Here is a 17,030-nt window from a genome sequence, read left to right on the forward strand (position 1 = left end):
AGGAAAGCAGCCATGGAACTGGGCGTTAATATTGATCACGTCGCGACGCTGCGGCAGCAGCGCGGTACTTCCTACCCTGATCCGGTGGAAGCCGCCCTGCGTGCCGAAGCCGCGGGTGCGGACCTGATCACACTGCATTTGCGCGAGGACCGCCGCCATATCCAGGATGCGGACGTAATAGCCTTGCGGCCGCAATTGCTGACCCGCATGAACCTCGAGTGCGCCATCACCGAGGAAATGCTGGCAATCGCTTGCCAGGTCAGGCCGGATGATGTCTGCCTGGTGCCGGAACGGCGTCAGGAACTGACGACGGAAGGCGGGCTCGATGTGCTGGGGCATGCAGCCCAGGTGCGCGATGCCGTGATCCGCCTGCAAGAGGCCGGCATCCGGGTATCCCTGTTTATCGACCCTGATGCTCGCCAGATCGAAGCGGCCCAGCAGGCTGGCGCTACGGTGATCGAACTGCACACCGGGGATTACGCCGAAGCCGAAGGCGAACGTGCGGTGCAAGCGCTGGCACGGCTGCGCCAGGCCGTCGGCCTTGCCAAGCAGGGTGGCCTGCGAGTCAATGCCGGTCATGGCCTGCATTACGACAATGTGCAGCCAGTCGCAGCCTTGCCGGGAATTTCCGAGCTGAATATCGGCCACGCGATCGTGGCGCGGGCGGTGTTCACCGGTTGGGAAGCAGCCATCCGTGAAATGAAAGGATTGATCGTACGCGCTGCTGTCGCGTAATACGCCGGCAACAGATAAACGCCATGGTGTGCTTGCACACCATGGCGTTTTTTTTGTGCTGTGCCAGGATAGGCTGAGCCAGCCGCTGCAGAGAATGAATGTATTGATTTTTGGCTTCGATAGTTTGTTTTAATTGTTATGAAAATTAAGAATTTATTTAAATGAAGTATCTGGGCCTGCTAATATTGATTAACAAAATACAGCCCTGGAAATAGTTTATTCGCTATTGGCACGTCCGATAACAATGTTTTATAGTGTTCGCTCGCATGTGAATCTAGGCTCGTGACGGGGGGTAAGGGTGTATCCGAATGGCGTGCCGGCTAATTACAATCATAAAGCTCCGGAAAGCACCTGGCAGCCGCCCGAGGGTAGCAATTACCTTTCCATTCTTGATCACATTCCAATAGCCGTATTCAGGCTGGATCTTGACGGCAGTATCGTCTGGTTCAATGCCGCCGCTGCCGCCTTGCTGGCTTTTCTGCCAGACAGGGGGCGCGGACAGCCCGTCGTCAGCATATTCCGCGAATATGGCTTCAAAGATCGCACGCCAGGGCCGGTGATGCTGCAGGCCCAGCACGAGCAATTCGACAAATGGCGCGAATTGGTTACCTGGGCTGCTACCCGAGGGGCGGTATGGCACGGAGCTAGGGAAGGCTCGGATTGTCAGTTTCGTTTATATCTGCTAAGTCATTCCGATGCGCCCGGTTATTACCTGTTCGCCGAAGAAGTCCGGGATCAGGATTTCATCCGCCATGAAAAAGGTTTCGACCTATTGACGGGATTGCCGAATCGCCTGATGGCCGAATCCTATTTCTGGCAGCAGAAGCGGTACATCAATGCGCATTACGTCCCCGGGCAGTTGCTTTATTACATCCTGATAGATCTCGATGAATTCAAGCAGATTAATAATCGCTATGGTCATCGAGTCGGCGATCAGGTTTTATTGGCAGTCTCGCAGCGATTGCGGCAAGCCGGACAGCAGCGCGGCTATCTGGCAAGACTCGAGAGCGATGAGTTCCTCATCATTTTTCCCCAGGCGGCTGAGCAGGAATTGCTGGGTTTGCTCGATGAACTGATATCGCAGATGACCGAGCCATTCTGGAGCGGCAGCCATCAATTGAATGTCAGTGCCAGCATCTCGGTCACGTCTCATGGCAAGGGCGATGAAAGCAATCTGGTGTTGAGCCTGAGCACCCGTTCCTTGGCAAGGCAGGAATGCGACGGCATGCGTTACCTGACCCCCAAGGCGGCGCATGACATCTACCGTCTGTCCACCTTGACCAAAGATATCGACCGCGCCATTCGCAATAACGAATTTTTCCTGCAGTACCAGTTGCAGATGGATGCCAGCGGACGTGAGGTACTGGGAGCAGAGGCGTTGATCCGTTGGCAACACCCGGATTTTGGCCTGGTGTCGCCGGGCGTGTTCGTGCCCCTGGTGGAGGATTCGCGCAAGTCAGCCGCGATGGGGTACTGGGTATTGCGCGAAGTCTGTCGCCAAAGCAGGATCATCCGTGAACGCATGGACCGGCGTCTGCGCATTTCCGTCAATATCACGGTGGAGCAGGTGCTGGAGGCCGATTTCTACGAGAAGCTGTGTGCCGTGCTCGAGGAATATGGCGTCGAACCCGCGGATATCGAGCTGGAAATTACCGAGACCATGCTGATCAGCGAGGTGGAAAGTGTACGCCAGACCTTGCAGCGGCTCAGTGCCAAGGGAATTTCCATTGCCCTGGATGATTTCGGCACCGGCTATTCCAGCCTGTCGCACCTGGTGCAGTTTCCCGTCAGCCGTCTCAAGATAGACGGCAGTTTCGTCAGCCAGCTACCTGACGATATGCATCATGGCGCGATCGTCCGGGCCATCATTGGCATGGGACGAAGCCTGGGCCTGCGGGTCGTGGCCGAGGGCGTGGAAACTGCCGCGCAGCGCGATTGGCTGGTGGCGGAGGGCTGCCATGAATTGCAGGGCTTCCTGTTCGCGCGACCACAGGACCCTGAGGCCATGATGGCGATGCTCGCCAGTTATCCGGGCGACTGAGCGTACTGCACGTATATCCGGCTGTGCACCCCGCCGCAGGGCTGGCAGCATGGCGCGGCGGCGCTGGCTTTGCGCTAAAGTAGCTGCATGGATAATCACGTCACTTCACAGCCTGTCGGCACCGACCAGATTCCCGGGGCTATCGCCGGCATGGGCATGGATTTGCTGCGCATCCCGCGCCTGGAGCAGACCATGGCGCGGCGCGGCGAACGCTTTGCGCAGAAAATCCTGGGGCCGGATGAATGGCTGGTTTACCAGCGCCGCAAGGCGCGCGATCCACGCCGCGGCTTGCGCTATCTGGCCACCCGTTTCTGTGCCAAGGAAGCCTTTTCCAAGGCAGTCGGGCTAGGGATGCGGCATCCGATGTGGTGGAACCGCATGCAGACGCTCAACCAGCGCTCCGGCCGGCCGGAGGTGGTCTTGGCGGGAGAACTGCTGGAGTGGTATGTTGCGCGTTTCGGCGCGGCGCACATCTCCCTGACGGATGAAACCGATCTGGCCGCCGCCACTGTCATCGTAGAAAAAAAGGTATAGCAAGTATGTCTGGCGTGGAATCCCGTAAAGAGCTGCTGCCCGGTCCTGTCATGGTGGACGTTGACGGGCTGACGCTGACCCCGGCGGAAGCCGCGCGCATTGCCCATCCGCTGACTGGCGGCGTTATCCTGTTCGCGCGCAATTACCGCGACCGCGCCCAACTTGAGGCGCTGACGGCGCAGATCCGCGCCGCCCGTCCCGGCCCGGTACTGATCGCTGTCGATCACGAAGGGGGGCGGGTGCAGCGTTTTCGCACGGATGGTTTCACTCATATTCCGGCCATGCGCGCCCTGGGCGAAGCCTGGGACCAGGACCCTTTCCTGGGGCAGCGCCTGGCCACGGCGGCCGGCTATGTGCTGGCTGCCGAATTGCGGGCCTGCGGCGTGGACTTGAGTTTTACGCCCGTGCTGGACCTGGATTACGGCGGCAGCCGGGTGATAGGCAAGCGCGCCTTGCATCGTGACCCTGCCATCGTCGCCAGCCTGGCGCGTGCGCTCAACCATGGGCTGTTGCTGGCCGGGATGGCCAATTGCGGCAAGCACTTTCCCGGTCATGGCTATGTGGAGGGCGATTCACACCACGAGATGCCGGTCGACGATCGCCACCTGGAAGCCATCCTGGCCGAGGATGGTGCGCCCTATGCCTGGCTGGGGGACGCCGTGGTGCCTTCAGTGATGCCCGCGCACGTGGTCTACCGCCAGGTGGATAGCCAACCGGCGGGCTTTTCGCGCCGCTGGATCCAGGAGATCCTGCGCGAGCGCCTGGGCTATGACGGCGTGGTTTTTTCGGATGACCTGACGATGGAGGCGGCGACCGCTGCCGGCGATATCCTGGCGCGCGCCGAGGCGGCGCTGGGCGCGGGTTGCGATATGGTGCTGGTGTGCAACCGACCCGACCAGGCCGATGAACTGCTGGCGCGTTTGCAGATGCCGGTAAACGAAACGGCAGCGGCGCGTATTCAGCGCCTGCTGCCGCGCAGCCAGGCCCTGGGTTGGGATGCACTGCAGGCCCAGCCCCTGTATCGCCAGGCGCGTCTGCAGGTGGACCAGCTGGCAAGCTTCCCGTCCGCGCAGCAGGTCGGTTGAGACGCATCGGGAACATCATGGATCGCAGTCCGGAAGTAGCGGGTGACGCCGCCGAAGGTGGTGAACCGTTCGACATCAAGGCCTTTCTGGCGCAGTTGCCCGGGCTGCCTGGGGTCTATCGGCACCTGGATGCCCATGGCGAAGTGTTGTATGTCGGCAAGGCCAAGGATCTCAAGAAAAGGGTTTCATCCTACTTCCAGAAAAACCTGGCCAGCCCCCGGATCGCCCTGATGGTGGCGCAGGTGGCCCGGATAGAGGTGACGGTAACGCGTTCCGAGGCGGAAGCACTGATCCTCGAGAACAACCTGATCAAGCAGCTCAAGCCGCGCTACAACATCATTTTCCGCGACGACAAGTCGTATCCGTATATACAGCTGAGCGCGCATGCCGCGCCCCGGCTGGCGTACTACCGGGGGTCCACCAGCGGCCCGGGGCGTTTTTTCGGACCCTATCCGAATGGCGGTGCGGTGCGGGAAACCATGCAGATCATCCAGAAGGTGTTTCGCCTGCGGACCTGCGAGGATGCGGTGTATGCCAACCGCTCGCGGCCCTGCCTGCTGTACCAGATCCATCGTTGTTCCGGCCCCTGTACGGGGCAGGTCTCGCTGGAGGAGTATCAGCAGGACGTACAGCGTGCTGCTGCATTCCTGGATGGCAAGGCGGAAGACCTGCTGAAGGAAATAGAACAACGCATGTTTGCTGCCTCGGAGGCGCTGGATTTCGAGGCCGCAGCCGTGCTGCGTGACCAGATGGGGGCGCTGGCCAGCATCCTGCACCAGCAGACCATGGAGGATGCCGATGCCGAGGATGCCGACATCATCGCCGTGGCCAGCGCCGGCGGCCGGACCTGCGTGAACCTGGCGATGGTGCGTGGCGGCCGGCACCTGGGCGACCGTGCCGTCTTCCCGGCGCAGGCTGGCGGTCAGCAGGAATCCCAGCCAGGCGAAATCCTGGCAGCGTTTGCCGCCCAGCACTATCTGGTGCATCCCCTGCCGCCAGTGCTGGTCTGTTCGCATGCCTGGCCGGACCCCGGCCTGCTGGATTTGCTGTCCGCCCAGGCCGGAAGAAAGTCGCGCATCGTGTTGCGCCCGCAGGGTATCCGCCGTTCCTGGCTGGAGCAGGCGCAACAGAATGCCGGGCTGGCGCTGGCCCGGGCGCTGAGCGAAAGCGGCGCCAGAACGGCGCGTACCCTGGCGCTGGCGGAAACGCTGGATCTGGATACCGATCCGGAAGCGTTGGATGCCCTGCACATCGAATGCTTCGATATCAGCCATACCGCAGGGGAGGCGACTCAGGCTTCCTGTGTGGTGTACGCCCACCACGAAATGCAGCCCACACTCTATCGCCGTTACAACATTGCCGGCATCACGCCCGGCGACGATTACGCAGCCATGAGGCAGGTGCTGTCGCGTCGCTTCGGCAAAGTGGCCGATGGCGACGCGCCGATGCCCGGGCTGGTGTTGATCGACGGTGGCCGCGGGCAGGTGGAAATGGCGCGCCAGGTGTTCAGCGAGCTGGGGCTGGATATCGGCACGCTGGTGGGGGTCGCCAAGGGCGAGGGGCGCAAGGTCGGTCTGGAAACCCTGGTTTTTGCCGATGGCCGCGAGCCGCGCGCCTTGGGCCTGGAATCGGCGGCGCTGATGCTGGTGGCGCAGATCCGTGACGAAGCTCACCGCTTCGCCATTACAGGCATGCGCGCCCGGCGCTCCAAGGCCCGCCTGGTGTCGCGCCTGGAAGAGATCGAAGGCGTCGGGGCACGCCGGCGCCAGCGCTTGTTGGCGCGTTTCGGCGGTTTTTCCGGCGTGGTACGCGCCAGTGTGGACGATCTTGCGTCTGTCGAGGGCATTTCCCTGGGCCTGGCGCAGCGCATTTACGACGCGCTGCACTAGGCCTGCCGAGGCAGGTTGGGCGTTTCCTGCCAACAGGCGCTAGAATGGCTCGAAGGGGCGACTGCGCTGCGGTCGCGCCTGACGCCGCGACCTGCCTGGGTTAGCATACGCCGTTGCCAATACCGTTGATTTTCCATGCCGCTGAATCTTCCCATTTTGTTGACCTGGTTGCGCATCGTCATGATTCCGCTGGTGGTCGGCATGTTCTATTTGCCCGAGTCCTGGCTGTCCGTGCCGGTGCGGGATGTTGTCGCGGCAGTGGCCTTCGTGCTGGCAGCGCTTACCGACTGGTTTGACGGCTGGTTGGCGCGCCGCTGGCAGCAGACCTCCGCCTTTGGGGCCTTTCTCGATCCCGTTGCCGACAAGCTGATGGTCAGCGCCGTCCTGCTGGTACTGCTGGATCTTGGCCGGGTGGATGTCTTCGTGTCGCTGATCATCATCGGCCGTGAATTGACGATTTCTGCGTTGCGCGAATGGATGGCGAAGATAGGCGCAGCCGCCAGCGTGGCGGTGCACCGCATTGGAAAATTCAAGACGGCGGTGCAGATGGTCGCGATTCCCTGCTTGCTGCTGGATAACGCAATCGCCTGGTTTCCTGCGCGCCAGATCGGCGGCGTGCTGATCATTATCGCCGCCATCCTCACGCTCTGGTCCATGCTGTTCTATATGAAGCGTGCCTGGCCCATCATCAGCGAGCGTTCTTCTTCCTGATAGCCAGGCTGGCGCCCGCAAGGGCGCTTTTTTTTGCCTCCGCAAGCCTGGCCGCCGCCGTAGCCTGTCTGGCCTATTGGCGCGGGGTGCGGGCTGCGTCGGGTGCCGGCATGCCATGCGTGCCCCGCCACGGGTTGATATCCAGGCCTCCACGTCGCGTGTAGCAGGCATGGACACGCAGTTGCTCGGGGCGGCACTGGGCCATGATGTCGCGGAAAATCTGCTCCACGCATTGTTCGTGAAAGCCGGTGTGTGTACGGTACGAAACGATATAGCGCAACAGCGCAGCATGATCCATGGCGGGGCCCCGGTACTGGATCTGTACGCTGCCCCAGTCCGGTTGGCTGGTGACCGGGCAGTTGGACCGCAGCAGCCGCGAAACCAGGGTTTCCTCGATTGTGCCCGCGTCTGGCCGGCAGGCCAGCAGTTCGGGCGCCGGGTCGTAGCGTTCGATGTCAATATCCAGCCCGTCTATGCATTGCCCTGAAAGCTCCGCCAACGGTGGGGTAGCCATGTCCCCGGCCTCGAGTTGCAGCGCAACCTGCACCGGTGCCTGCGCCACCCTGGACAGGTCCCGGGCCAGCAGTTCCTGCAGCGTGGCGGCGCTGGCATGGCGGGCCTGGTTGTGACTGTTCAGGTACAGCTTGAAGGATTTCGATTCGATCAGGTTCGGACTATCGGCAGGGATGACGAAGCTGGCCGTGGCTACCAGTGGCTTGCCGCGTGCGTTCAGCCAGGAGAGCTCATAGGCGCGCCAGATATCCGCGCCCTGGAATGGCAGGACGGCAGCGTAGCCCAGCGCCTGGCGCGCCGCTTCCCGGGGGATGGCATGCAGGACGGTGGGGTCGTAATGGTCGGGGTAGCTGACGCTTTGGCCCAGCAATGTTGCGCCGGGCAATGGGGTGTGTGACATGGCAAAACCAGGGCGAAGAAGACAATGAGGAGGGCAAGAGCCGGGCAGCGGCTGGCGGTCGTTTGTCCGCCTGGGCCGCATGCTGCCCTGTTGGCTGCCGCCAGTGCATGGTAAGGCGCCCGCCCGAGAGAAAACGATACCCCATATTTTATATGGTGAAACGCAGGATTTATCTGATGAAAAATGTTTGCTGCGCTGCGAAAATTTGTTTTTCACATCTCGGATGTATCATTTCATAGTGTGGTTTGGTTCTGTTATCTTATTGATTTTTAAGGAAAAATTAATTTGTCCTGTGCAAGACTAATTGATATGTTGCGGCGCATATAAAACTTAGAATTTCTCCCAACGGTTTCAATTTTTTCATCGTCAATCCAAAGAAGCTGCTGAGGAGGCAAACCATGAGCACCCGCGAAAACCTGATCCGCGAACTGCAGAAAGACTGGGCGGAAAATCCGCGTTGGAAAGGCATCCGTCGTGATTACGACGCCGCCGAGGTGGTCCGCTTGCGCGGTACTGCCGGTATCGAACACACGCTGGCGCGCCGCGGCGCCGAAAAGCTGTGGCAGTTGCTGCATGAACAACCCTTCGTGAACGCGCTGGGTGCCCTGACCGGCAACCAGGCCATGCAACAGGTGAAGGCCGGCCTGAAGGCAATCTATCTGTCCGGCTGGCAGGTGGCGGGTGACGCCAACCTGGCGGGCGAGATGTATCCCGACCAATCGCTGTACCCGGCGAACTCGGTGCCCCAGGTGGTGCGTCGCATTAACAACAGTCTGCAGCGTTGCGACCAGATCCAGTGGATGGAAGGGCGCAACCCTGGTGATGAAGGCTATATCGACTACTTCGCCCCTATCGTGGCGGATGCCGAGGCCGGTTTCGGTGGCGTGCTCAATGCCTTCGAACTGATGAAGGCCATGATCGAGGCCGGTGCGGCGGGCGTGCACTTCGAAGACCAGCTGGCCTCGGCCAAGAAGTGCGGCCACCTGGGCGGCAAGGTGCTGGTGCCTACGCGTGAAGCGGTGGCCAAGCTGGCTGCTGCCCGCCTGGCGGCCGATGTGCTGAATGTGCCCACGCTGCTGGTGGCACGCACGGATGCCGATGCAGCGGATCTCCTGACCAGCGACGTGGACGAAAACGACCGTCCGTTCATCACCGGCGAGCGCACCGTGGAAGGCTTCTTCCGCACGCGTCCGGGCATCGAGCAGGCGATCTCACGTGGCCTGGCCTACGCCCCTTATGCCGACCTGGTCTGGTGCGAAACCTCGGTGCCCGACCTGGCTTATGCCCGCCGCTTCGCCGAGGCCATTCACCGCCAATTCCCGGACAAGCTGCTGTCGTACAACTGCTCGCCTTCCTTCAACTGGAAGAAGAACCTGGACGACGACACGATTGCCAAGTTCCAGCGCGAGCTGGGTGCCATGGGCTACAAGTTCCAGTTCATCACGCTGGCCGGCTTCCATGCCCTGAACTACGGCATGTTCGATCTGGCCTACGGCTATGCCCGCCGCAACATGAGCGCATTCGTGGAGCTGCAGGAAAAGGAATTCGCCGCTGGCGAGCGTGGTTTCACGGCAGTCAAGCACCAGCGCGAAGTGGGGACGGGGTATTTCGATGCCGTGACCCAGGCGGTCGAGGGCGGCGCTTCGTCCACTACCGCGCTGACGGGCTCGACCGAAGAGGCCCAGTTCGCCGCCCAGCATTGATGCGCGCAGGCCGTCTGTACCAGTATTGGCAGTAACAAGGCAGTAAAGTCCTCGCGCTTTCCGGTGGCGGCGCGAGGATCGCGCACGGTTTGCGGCAATTGCCGTCCCTGCGTTCTCGGGCAGGTGACCGTGCGCACGTGTTGGGCCGCTGCGGCTTTGGGCGGTAGCCATTGGGTGTAGAGGAGGCGGAATGCTGCGTGGGGCAGCGTTCCGGGAGACAGCCGCACCTGGATGTGCGGTGTTGACAGGCCGCCGAGGCAATTGCGCCGCAGGCGGTCAGCCAAAGAAAAATCCCGGCGGAGTGGTGTCCGCCGGGATTTTTTGTCGCCGGGCCGCCCCAAGGCAAAAACGTCCCCTTGGGGGGCAGCAAGCCGAAGGCGCGGCGTGGGGCCCATTTTTGTCGCCCGGTCCCGTTGTGGCGGGAGCCGGGCGGAGCAGGCTTGCCTTAGTTCGCGGCTTCCGCGTGCTGTTGCGCGTCCACCACGGCCAGCGCCGTCATGTTGACGATGCGGCGCACGGTGGCGCTGTTGGTCAGCACGTGCGCGGGCAGGGCGGCGCCCAGCAGGATGGGGCCCATGGCGACACCATGGCTGCCGGTCATCTTCAGCAGGTTATAGGTGATGTTGCCGGCATCCAGGTTGGGCATGACCAGCAGGTTGGCGCGGCCATTGAGCGTGCTATCCGGGAACGACAGCTTGCGGATTTTTTCCGACAGTGCGGAGTCCGCGTGCATTTCGCCATCGACTTCCAGGTCCGGCGCCTGTTGCGCCAGCAGTTCGCGGGCGAGCGCCATCTTGTTCGACGATTCGCTGGGGCGGCTGCCGAAGTTGGAGTGCGACAGCAGGGCGATCTTCGGCTCGACACCGAAGCGGCGCATTTCGTGCGCGGCCTGGATGGTGATGTCGGCCAGTTCCTCGGCGTTGGGATTCTCGTTGACGTGCGTGTCGGTGATGAACAGTGTCTGTTCTGGCAGCATCAGGACGTTGAGCGCGCCATAGGCCTTGATGCCGGGCTTGCGGCCGATCACTTCGTCGATGTAGCGCAACTGGTTGTCGTAGCGGCTGCTGACGCCGCAGATCAGCGCATCGGCATCGCCGCGCTTGACCAGCAGCGCGCCGATCAGCGTGTTGTGCTTGCGGATCATCGCCTTGGCGACCGCGGGCGTGACGCCATTGCGGCCCTTGAGCTGGTAGTAGGCTTGCCAGGTTTCGTTGAAGCGCACGTCATCCTCGGGGTCGACGACTTCGAAGTGCGTGCCGGCTTCCAGGCGCAGGCCCAATTTCTTGAGGCGCATGTCGATCACGGCAGGGCGGCCGACCAGGATCGGGAAGGCCAGTTTTTCGTCCACGACCGTCTGGACGGCGCGCAGCACGCGTTCTTCTTCGCCATCGGCGTAGATGACGCGCTTGGGTGCCTGGCGGGCCTGCTTGTAAAGCGGGCGCATCAGCTGGCCGGAGTGGTAGACGAAGGCCTGCAGCTCCTGGCGGTAGGCATCCATGTCCTGGATCGGGCGGGCGGCCACGCCGGATTTTTCTGCGGCCAGGGCCACGGCCGAAGCCACTTCCACGATCAGGCGGGGATCGAAGGGTTTGGGAATGATGTAGTCGGGGCCGAAGCTCAGTTCCTGGCCGGCATAGGCCAGGGCGACTTCATCATTCTGTTCCGCCTGGGCCAGCGCAGCGATGGCATGCACGCAGGCCAGCTTCATGTCTTCGGTGATGCGCGAAGCGCCGACATCCAGCGCGCCACGGAAAATGAAGGGGAAGCACAGGACGTTATTGACCTGGTTGGGGTAGTCGGAGCGGCCGGTGGCGATGATGCAATCCGGGCGCGCGGCCTTGGCCACGTCAGGACGGATTTCGGGCTCGGGGTTGGCCAGCGCCAGGATCAGCGGACGGTCGGCCATGGTCTTGACCATGTCGGCGGTCATGACGCCGGGGGCCGAGCAGCCCAGGAAGACGTCGGCGCCGGCGGTAACATCGGCCAGCGTGCGGGCATCAGTCTGCTGGGCGTAGCGGGCCTTGTTGGGCTCCATGTTGGCGTCGCGGCCCACGGTGATTACGCCACGGGAATCGACGACATAGATGTTTTCGCGGCGGATGCCCAGGCTGACCAGCAGGTCCAGGCAGGCGATGGCAGCAGCGCCCGCGCCAGAGCAGACCAGTTTGACGGAGTCCAGCGGCTTGCCGACGATCTTCAGGCCGTTCAGGACGGCAGCGCCGGAAATGATGGCGGTGCCGTGCTGGTCGTCGTGGAACACCGGGATGCGCATGCGCTCGCGCAGCTTCTTCTCAATATAGAAGCACTCGGGCGCCTTGATATCTTCCAGGTTCACGCCGCCCAGGGTGGGTTCCAGCGCGGCGATGATGTCGACCAGCTTGTCCGGGTCGTTTTCCGCCAGCTCGATATCGAAAACGTCGATGCCGGCGAATTTCTTGAACAACCCGCCTTTGCCTTCCATCACTGGTTTGGCGGCCAGCGGACCGATGTTGCCCAGTCCGAGGACGGCCGTACCGTTGGTGATCACGCCCACCAGGTTGGCGCGCGAGGTGTAGCGGGCGGCGGCGGCGTTGCCTTCCGCATGGATGGCCATGCTTGCCGCGGCCACGCCGGGCGAGTAGGCCAGGGACAGGTCGTCCTGGTTGGCCAGCGGCTTGGTGGGAGTGACCGAGATTTTCCCGGGCTTGGGGTAGGCGTGGTAGTCCAGCGCCAGTTTGGTCAGATTTTCGTCCATGGACTTTCTGAAAGACAGGTGAGAAATTAGGGCCGTGCGTAGGTCTGCTGCGCCGGCAAGAGTCAAAAGATACTCGAAAACGAAGGCCTGCGGGCAGCTGTCATGTGTTGCGCTGCATTAACGGTTTTTGCGCTGCATGGCTGGAAGGCGTGATTTGGACTTATCGAACGGCATTTGTTTGGCATGTCACCGCTAAGTCTTAGCTACTGCTGCCATCGCGCCGCACAAAATTATTTTGGCGGGCCGCACTTGGACTAGAACGGGGCCAAAAATGGGCCTCAAGGCGAATGAAAGCGCTATACTGGACTGCAATACGGCTATTGAGGCTCGTTCACGTCGCCTTCTGCCCCGCTATCCGCTAACCGGTTTGGCCGTGTCGCGGAAGGTTTTCCTGCATCGTCAAGGGTGAAACGCCCGGAAAGGTGAAGCGTTACATGTCATCGCAAACAGAATCCCTGTCCTCCTCATACCTGTTTGGGGGGAACGCGCCATACGTAGAAGAACTCTACGAAACGTACCTGGACAATCCGGGTGCAGTGCCTGATAACTGGCGCACCTACTTCGACCAGTTGCAGCATCAGCCTGCAACCGATGGTCAGGAAGCCACGCGCGACAGGGCCCACGCTCCCATCGTCCAATCCTTTGCCGAACGCGCCCGGGCCAATGCCTTCGCCGTCCGTGTCCAGGAACCCGACCTTTCCGTCGCCAGCAAGCAGATCGTTGTCCAGACGCTGATTTCCGCCTACCGTTCGCTGGGCGCCCGCTGGGCCGAACTGGACCCGTTGAAGCGCCATGAGCGTCCGCAACTGCCGGAGCTCGATCCTGCCTTCTATGGCCTGACCGAATCCGACCTGGACCAAGTCTACGCCGCGACCGATACTTACTTCACCACCGCCGACCGGATGACGCTGCGCGACATCCTCAAGGCCCTGCGCGACACCTACTGTGGTTCCGTCGGCGCAGAGTTCATGCACATCTCCGATCCGAAGGCCAAACACTGGATCCAGCAACGCCTGGAATCGGTGCATTCGCATCCGGACCTGACCGTCGATCAAAAGCGCCATGTCCTGCAGCAGCTCACCGAGGCCGAAGGCTTGGAACGCTTCCTGCACACCAAGTACGTGGGCCAGAAGCGTTTCTCGCTGGAAGGCGGCGAAAGCTTTATCGTCGCCATGGACGAACTGGTGAACCACGCTGGTGAATCCGGCGTGCAGGAAATCATCGTCGGTATGGCTCACCGTGGCCGCCTGAACATGCTCGTGAACATCATGGGCAAGATGCCCGGCGACCTGTTCGCCGAGTTTGAAGGCAAGCACGCCGAAGGCCTGACCGATGGCGACGTGAAGTACCACAATGGTTTCTCCAGCGACCTGTCGACACGCGGTGGCCCCGTGCACCTGTCGCTGGCATTCAATCCGTCGCACCTGGAAATCGTCAACCCCGTGGTGGAAGGCAGCGTGCGCGCTCGCCAGGATCGCCGCGGCGACGTCAAGGGCGAACAAGTCCTGCCGGTGCTGGTGCATGGCGATGCCGCCTTCGCCGGCCAGGGCGTGGTCATGGAAACGCTGAACCTGGCTCAGACCCGCGGTTACGGCACGGGGGGCACGGTGCATCTGGTCATCAACAACCAGATCGGTTTCACGACTTCCGACCCGCGTGACTCGCGCTCCACGCTGTATTGCACGGACGTGGTCAAGATGATCGAGGCACCGGTGTTCCACGTGAACGGCGACGACCCCGAAGCTGTCGTGTTCGTGACCCGCCTGGCGCTGGACTATCGCCGCGAATTCAACCATGACGTCGTGGTCGATATCGTCTGCTTCCGTAAGCTGGGCCACAACGAGCAGGACACCCCGGCGCTGACGCAGCCCCTGATGTACAAGCGTATCGGCCAGCACCCCGGCACCCGTCAGCTGTATGCTGAAAAGCTGGAAAGCCAGGGTATCCTGCCGGCTGGCAGCGGTGACGAACTGGTTGCTGCCTATCGCCAGCTGATGGAAGACGGCCAACGCACCATCGAACCGGTGTTGACTAACTACAAGGGCAAGTACGCCACCGACTGGACCCAATTCCTGAACGCCAAGTGGACGGATCATGCCGATACCGGCGTGCCGCTGGCCGAACTCAAGCGCATCGGCGAAAAGCTGACGCAAGTGCCGGAAGGCTTTACGGTGCACCCGCTGGTGGCGCGCCTGCTCAACAGCCGTGCGGAAATGGCTCGTGGCGAGGTCAACCTCGACTGGGGTATGGGCGAGCACCTGGCTTTCGCCACCCTGGTGGCTGCCGGCTACCCGATTCGCATCACCGGCCAGGATTCCGGCCGTGGCACGTTCACGCACCGCCATGCCGTGCTGCACGACCAGAAGCGCGAGCGCTGGAATGACGGCATCTATATTCCGCTGCAGAACGTCTCGGAAGACCAGGCCCCGTTCACAGTGATCGACTCCGTGTTGTCCGAAGAGGCAGTGCTGGGTTTCGAATATGGCTATGCTTCGGCCGAACCCAACACGCTGACGATCTGGGAAGCCCAGTTCGGCGACTTCGTCAACGGCGCTCAGGTCGTGATCGACCAGTTCATCGTCTCTGGCGAAGCCAAGTGGGGTCGCCAATGCGGTCTGACCATGATGCTGCCGCACGGCTATGAAGGCCAGGGCCCCGAGCACTCCTCGGCCCGCATCGAGCGCTTTCTGCAATTGGGTGCCGACAACAACATCCAGGCCGTGCAACCGACGACGTCCGCGCAGATTTTCCACCTGCTGCGCCGCCAGATGATCCGTCAGTTCCGCAAGCCGCTGGTGATCTTCACGCCGAAGTCGTTGCTGCGCAACAAGGATGCAGGCTCGCCCCTGGAAGAACTGGCCAACGGCCATTTCCGTCCGGTGATCGGCGAAGTCGATACCGCCATCCAGCCGGAAAAGGTCAAGCGCCTGCTGGCTTGCTCGGGCAAGGTCTATTACGATCTGGTCCATGCCCGCCGCGAACGCAATGCGGAAGATGTCGCCATCGTCCGCGTCGAGCAGCTGTATCCGTTTGCGCACAAGGATTTCGCCGCCGAGCTGGCGAAGTACCCGAATCTTGCTGAAGTGGTGTGGGTGCAGGACGAACCGCAGAACCAGGGCCCCTGGTTCTACATCCAGCACCACCTGTATGAAAACATGAGCGCTGGCCAGAAGCTGAGCTACGCGGGCCGTCCCGCATCCGCTTCGCCTGCCGTGGGCTATCTCGCCAAGCACGTCGAGCAGCAAAAGGCCCTGATCGAACAGGCCTTCGGCAAGCTCAAGGGCTTCGTGCTGAGCAAGTAATCCATTCCGGAACAGAACCAATATCCATACAGGAAGAACATAATGGCCATTATCGACGTTGTTGTCCCGCAGCTTTCCGAGTCCGTCTCGGAAGCCGCCCTGCTCAACTGGAAGAAGCAGCCTGGCGAAGCCGTTGCCGCTGACGAGATCCTGATCGAAATCGAAACCGACAAGGTCGTGCTCGAAGTGCCTGCGCCCAAGGCTGGCGTGCTGGCCGAGATCGTCCGTGGTGACGGCAGCACCGTGACTTCCGGTGAACTGATCGCCAAGATCGACACCGAAGGCAAGGGCGCCGCCGCTGCTCCTGTCGCCGCTGCAGCCCCCGCCGCTGCCGCTGCTGCGCCGGCCGCAGCGCCTGCTGCTGCCAGCGCTGCTGGTGTGGCATCTCCTGCTGCTGCCAAGATCCTGGCCGAGAAGGGCGTCGAAGCCAGCTCGGTGGAAGGCTCCGGTCGTGGCGGCCGCGTGACCAAGGGCGATGCCCTGGCTGCCCAGGCGCCTGCCGCCAAGTCCGCCGCCGCTCCTGCTGCTGCCCAGCCGGTGCAGCTGTCGCTGGACGGCCGTCCGGAACAACGCGTGCCGATGAGCCGCCTGCGTGCCCGCGTGGCCGAGCGCCTGCTGCAATCGCAAAGCGAAAACGCCATCCTCACCACCTTCAATGAAATCAACATGAAGGCAGTGATCGACCTGCGCAACAAGTACAAGGAGCGCTTCGAAAAGGAACACGGCGTCAAGCTGGGCTTCATGTCCTTCTTCGTGAAGGCCGTGGTTGCTGCGCTGAAGAAATACCCGATCCTGAACGCCTCGGTGGACGGCAAGGACATCATTTACCACGGCTACTTCGACATCGGTATCGCTGTCGGCAGCCCGCGTGGCCTGGTGGTGCCCATCCTGCGCAACGCTGACCAGCTGTCGATCGCCGAGATCGAAAAGCAGATCGCCGACTTCGGCAAGCGTGCCTCCGAAGGCAAGCTGGGCCTGGAAGAGCTGACCGGTGGTACCTTCTCGATTTCCAACGGCGGCGTGTTCGGTTCGATGCTGTCGACCCCGATCATCAACCCGCCCCAAGCCGCGATCCTGGGCATCCACGCCACGCGTGAACGCCCGGTTGTGGAAAACGGCCAGGTCGTGATCCGCCCGATCAACTACTTCGCCATGTCGTACGACCACCGCATCATCGACGGCCGCGAAGCCGTCCTGGGCCTGGTCGCCATGAAGGAAGCGCTGGAAGATCCGCAGCGCCTGCTGCTGGACCTGTAAGCACCAGCATGGCCCCGGCAGTGCCTGCCGGGGCCGGTCATTCGCAGCAGCCGCCGCGAGCGGGCTGCGTCCCCGAGGCTGCCGTTCCATGCACCAGGCATGGCCGGCACGCCGACACTAGCGAGA

The 17,030-nt window shown here is 62.1% G+C and carries 11 protein-coding genes; 9 read left to right on the forward strand and 2 right to left on the reverse strand.

Annotation, left to right across the window (positions count from 1 at the left end; all coding sequences use genetic code 11):
• Window positions 1-12: 12 nt before the first annotated feature.
• The 6 genes from pdxJ to pgsA all read left to right on the forward strand — a co-directional run bounded on the left by pdxJ (window position 13) and on the right by pgsA (window position 6,995).
• Window positions 13-735: a pyridoxine 5'-phosphate synthase gene (gene pdxJ / locus EV679_RS16580; RefSeq protein WP_068370201.1), complete on the forward strand. Its 723-nt coding sequence runs from the start codon at window positions 13-15 to the stop codon at window positions 733-735.
• 313 nt (window positions 736-1,048) lie between these two features.
• Window positions 1,049-2,776 (forward strand): putative bifunctional diguanylate cyclase/phosphodiesterase, encoded by a 1,728-nt coding sequence (locus tag EV679_RS16585; protein WP_165390076.1) that lies wholly within the window; start codon window positions 1,049-1,051, stop codon window positions 2,774-2,776.
• Between the two features lie 87 nt (window positions 2,777-2,863).
• Window positions 2,864-3,310, forward strand: coding sequence for a holo-ACP synthase (acpS, locus tag EV679_RS16590; protein WP_068370196.1), 447 nt, complete (start codon window positions 2,864-2,866; stop codon window positions 3,308-3,310).
• A gap of 5 nt (window positions 3,311-3,315) precedes the next feature.
• Window positions 3,316-4,395, forward strand: a complete 1,080-nt coding sequence (gene nagZ / locus EV679_RS16595) for a beta-N-acetylhexosaminidase (protein WP_068370194.1) — start codon at window positions 3,316-3,318, stop codon at window positions 4,393-4,395.
• A gap of 17 nt (window positions 4,396-4,412) precedes the next feature.
• Window positions 4,413-6,284: an excinuclease ABC subunit UvrC gene (gene uvrC / locus EV679_RS16600; RefSeq protein ID WP_130487802.1), complete on the forward strand. Its 1,872-nt coding sequence runs from the start codon at window positions 4,413-4,415 to the stop codon at window positions 6,282-6,284.
• A 135-nt stretch (window positions 6,285-6,419) separates the two neighbouring features.
• Entirely contained in the window at window positions 6,420-6,995 is a 576-nt protein-coding gene (pgsA, locus tag EV679_RS16605; RefSeq protein WP_130487803.1) for a CDP-diacylglycerol--glycerol-3-phosphate 3-phosphatidyltransferase, read from the forward strand.
• A gap of 73 nt (window positions 6,996-7,068) precedes the next feature.
• On the opposite strand, the gene queF is transcribed toward pgsA, so the two are convergent.
• On the reverse strand, window positions 7,069-7,908 hold the full coding sequence (gene queF / locus EV679_RS16610) for an NADPH-dependent 7-cyano-7-deazaguanine reductase QueF (protein WP_068370187.1): 840 nt from the start codon (window positions 7,906-7,908) through the stop codon (window positions 7,069-7,071).
• A gap of 398 nt (window positions 7,909-8,306) precedes the next feature.
• Between queF and aceA the strand changes: the two genes are divergently transcribed.
• On the forward strand, window positions 8,307-9,611 hold the full coding sequence (gene aceA, locus EV679_RS16615; protein ID WP_068370185.1) for an isocitrate lyase: 1,305 nt from the start codon (window positions 8,307-8,309) through the stop codon (window positions 9,609-9,611).
• A 445-nt stretch (window positions 9,612-10,056) separates the two neighbouring features.
• Here the strand turns inward: aceA and EV679_RS16620 are convergent, their stop codons facing one another.
• Complete coding sequence (locus tag EV679_RS16620) at window positions 10,057-12,345, reverse strand: NADP-dependent malic enzyme (RefSeq protein WP_068370184.1); 2,289 nt, start codon at window positions 12,343-12,345, stop codon at window positions 10,057-10,059.
• Between the two features lie 434 nt (window positions 12,346-12,779).
• Between EV679_RS16620 and EV679_RS16625 the strand changes: the two genes are divergently transcribed.
• Together EV679_RS16625 and odhB are read left to right on the forward strand one after the other, a co-directional pair.
• The gene (locus EV679_RS16625) at window positions 12,780-15,647 is read left to right on the forward strand and encodes a 2-oxoglutarate dehydrogenase E1 component (protein WP_130487804.1); all 2,868 of its coding nucleotides are present in this window, start codon (window positions 12,780-12,782) and stop codon (window positions 15,645-15,647) included.
• Between the two features lie 42 nt (window positions 15,648-15,689).
• A complete protein-coding gene (gene odhB / locus EV679_RS16630) occupies window positions 15,690-16,904 on the forward strand; it encodes a 2-oxoglutarate dehydrogenase complex dihydrolipoyllysine-residue succinyltransferase (protein ID WP_068370178.1) in 1,215 nt (404 codons plus the stop codon).
• Window positions 16,905-17,030: the final 126 nt, after the last annotated feature.

The organism is Kerstersia gyiorum (assembly GCF_004216755.1).
Lineage (GTDB): Bacteria > Pseudomonadota > Gammaproteobacteria > Burkholderiales > Burkholderiaceae_B > Kerstersia > Kerstersia gyiorum.

Coding starts and splice junctions, on each gene's coding strand:
- pdxJ (WP_068370201.1), top strand. CDS start 13: ATGGAACTGGGCGTTAATATTGATCACGTCGCGACGCTGCGGCAGCAG.
- acpS (WP_068370196.1), top strand. CDS start 2,864: ATGGATAATCACGTCACTTCACAGCCTGTCGGCACCGACCAGATTCCC.
- nagZ (WP_068370194.1), top strand. CDS start 3,316: ATGTCTGGCGTGGAATCCCGTAAAGAGCTGCTGCCCGGTCCTGTCATG.
- uvrC (WP_130487802.1), top strand. CDS start 4,413: ATGGATCGCAGTCCGGAAGTAGCGGGTGACGCCGCCGAAGGTGGTGAA.
- pgsA (WP_130487803.1), top strand. CDS start 6,420: ATGCCGCTGAATCTTCCCATTTTGTTGACCTGGTTGCGCATCGTCATG.
- queF (WP_068370187.1), bottom strand. CDS start 7,908: ATGTCACACACCCCATTGCCCGGCGCAACATTGCTGGGCCAAAGCGTC.
- aceA (WP_068370185.1), top strand. CDS start 8,307: ATGAGCACCCGCGAAAACCTGATCCGCGAACTGCAGAAAGACTGGGCG.
- EV679_RS16620 (WP_068370184.1), bottom strand. CDS start 12,345: ATGGACGAAAATCTGACCAAACTGGCGCTGGACTACCACGCCTACCCC.
- EV679_RS16625 (WP_130487804.1), top strand. CDS start 12,780: ATGTCATCGCAAACAGAATCCCTGTCCTCCTCATACCTGTTTGGGGGG.
- odhB (WP_068370178.1), top strand. CDS start 15,690: ATGGCCATTATCGACGTTGTTGTCCCGCAGCTTTCCGAGTCCGTCTCG.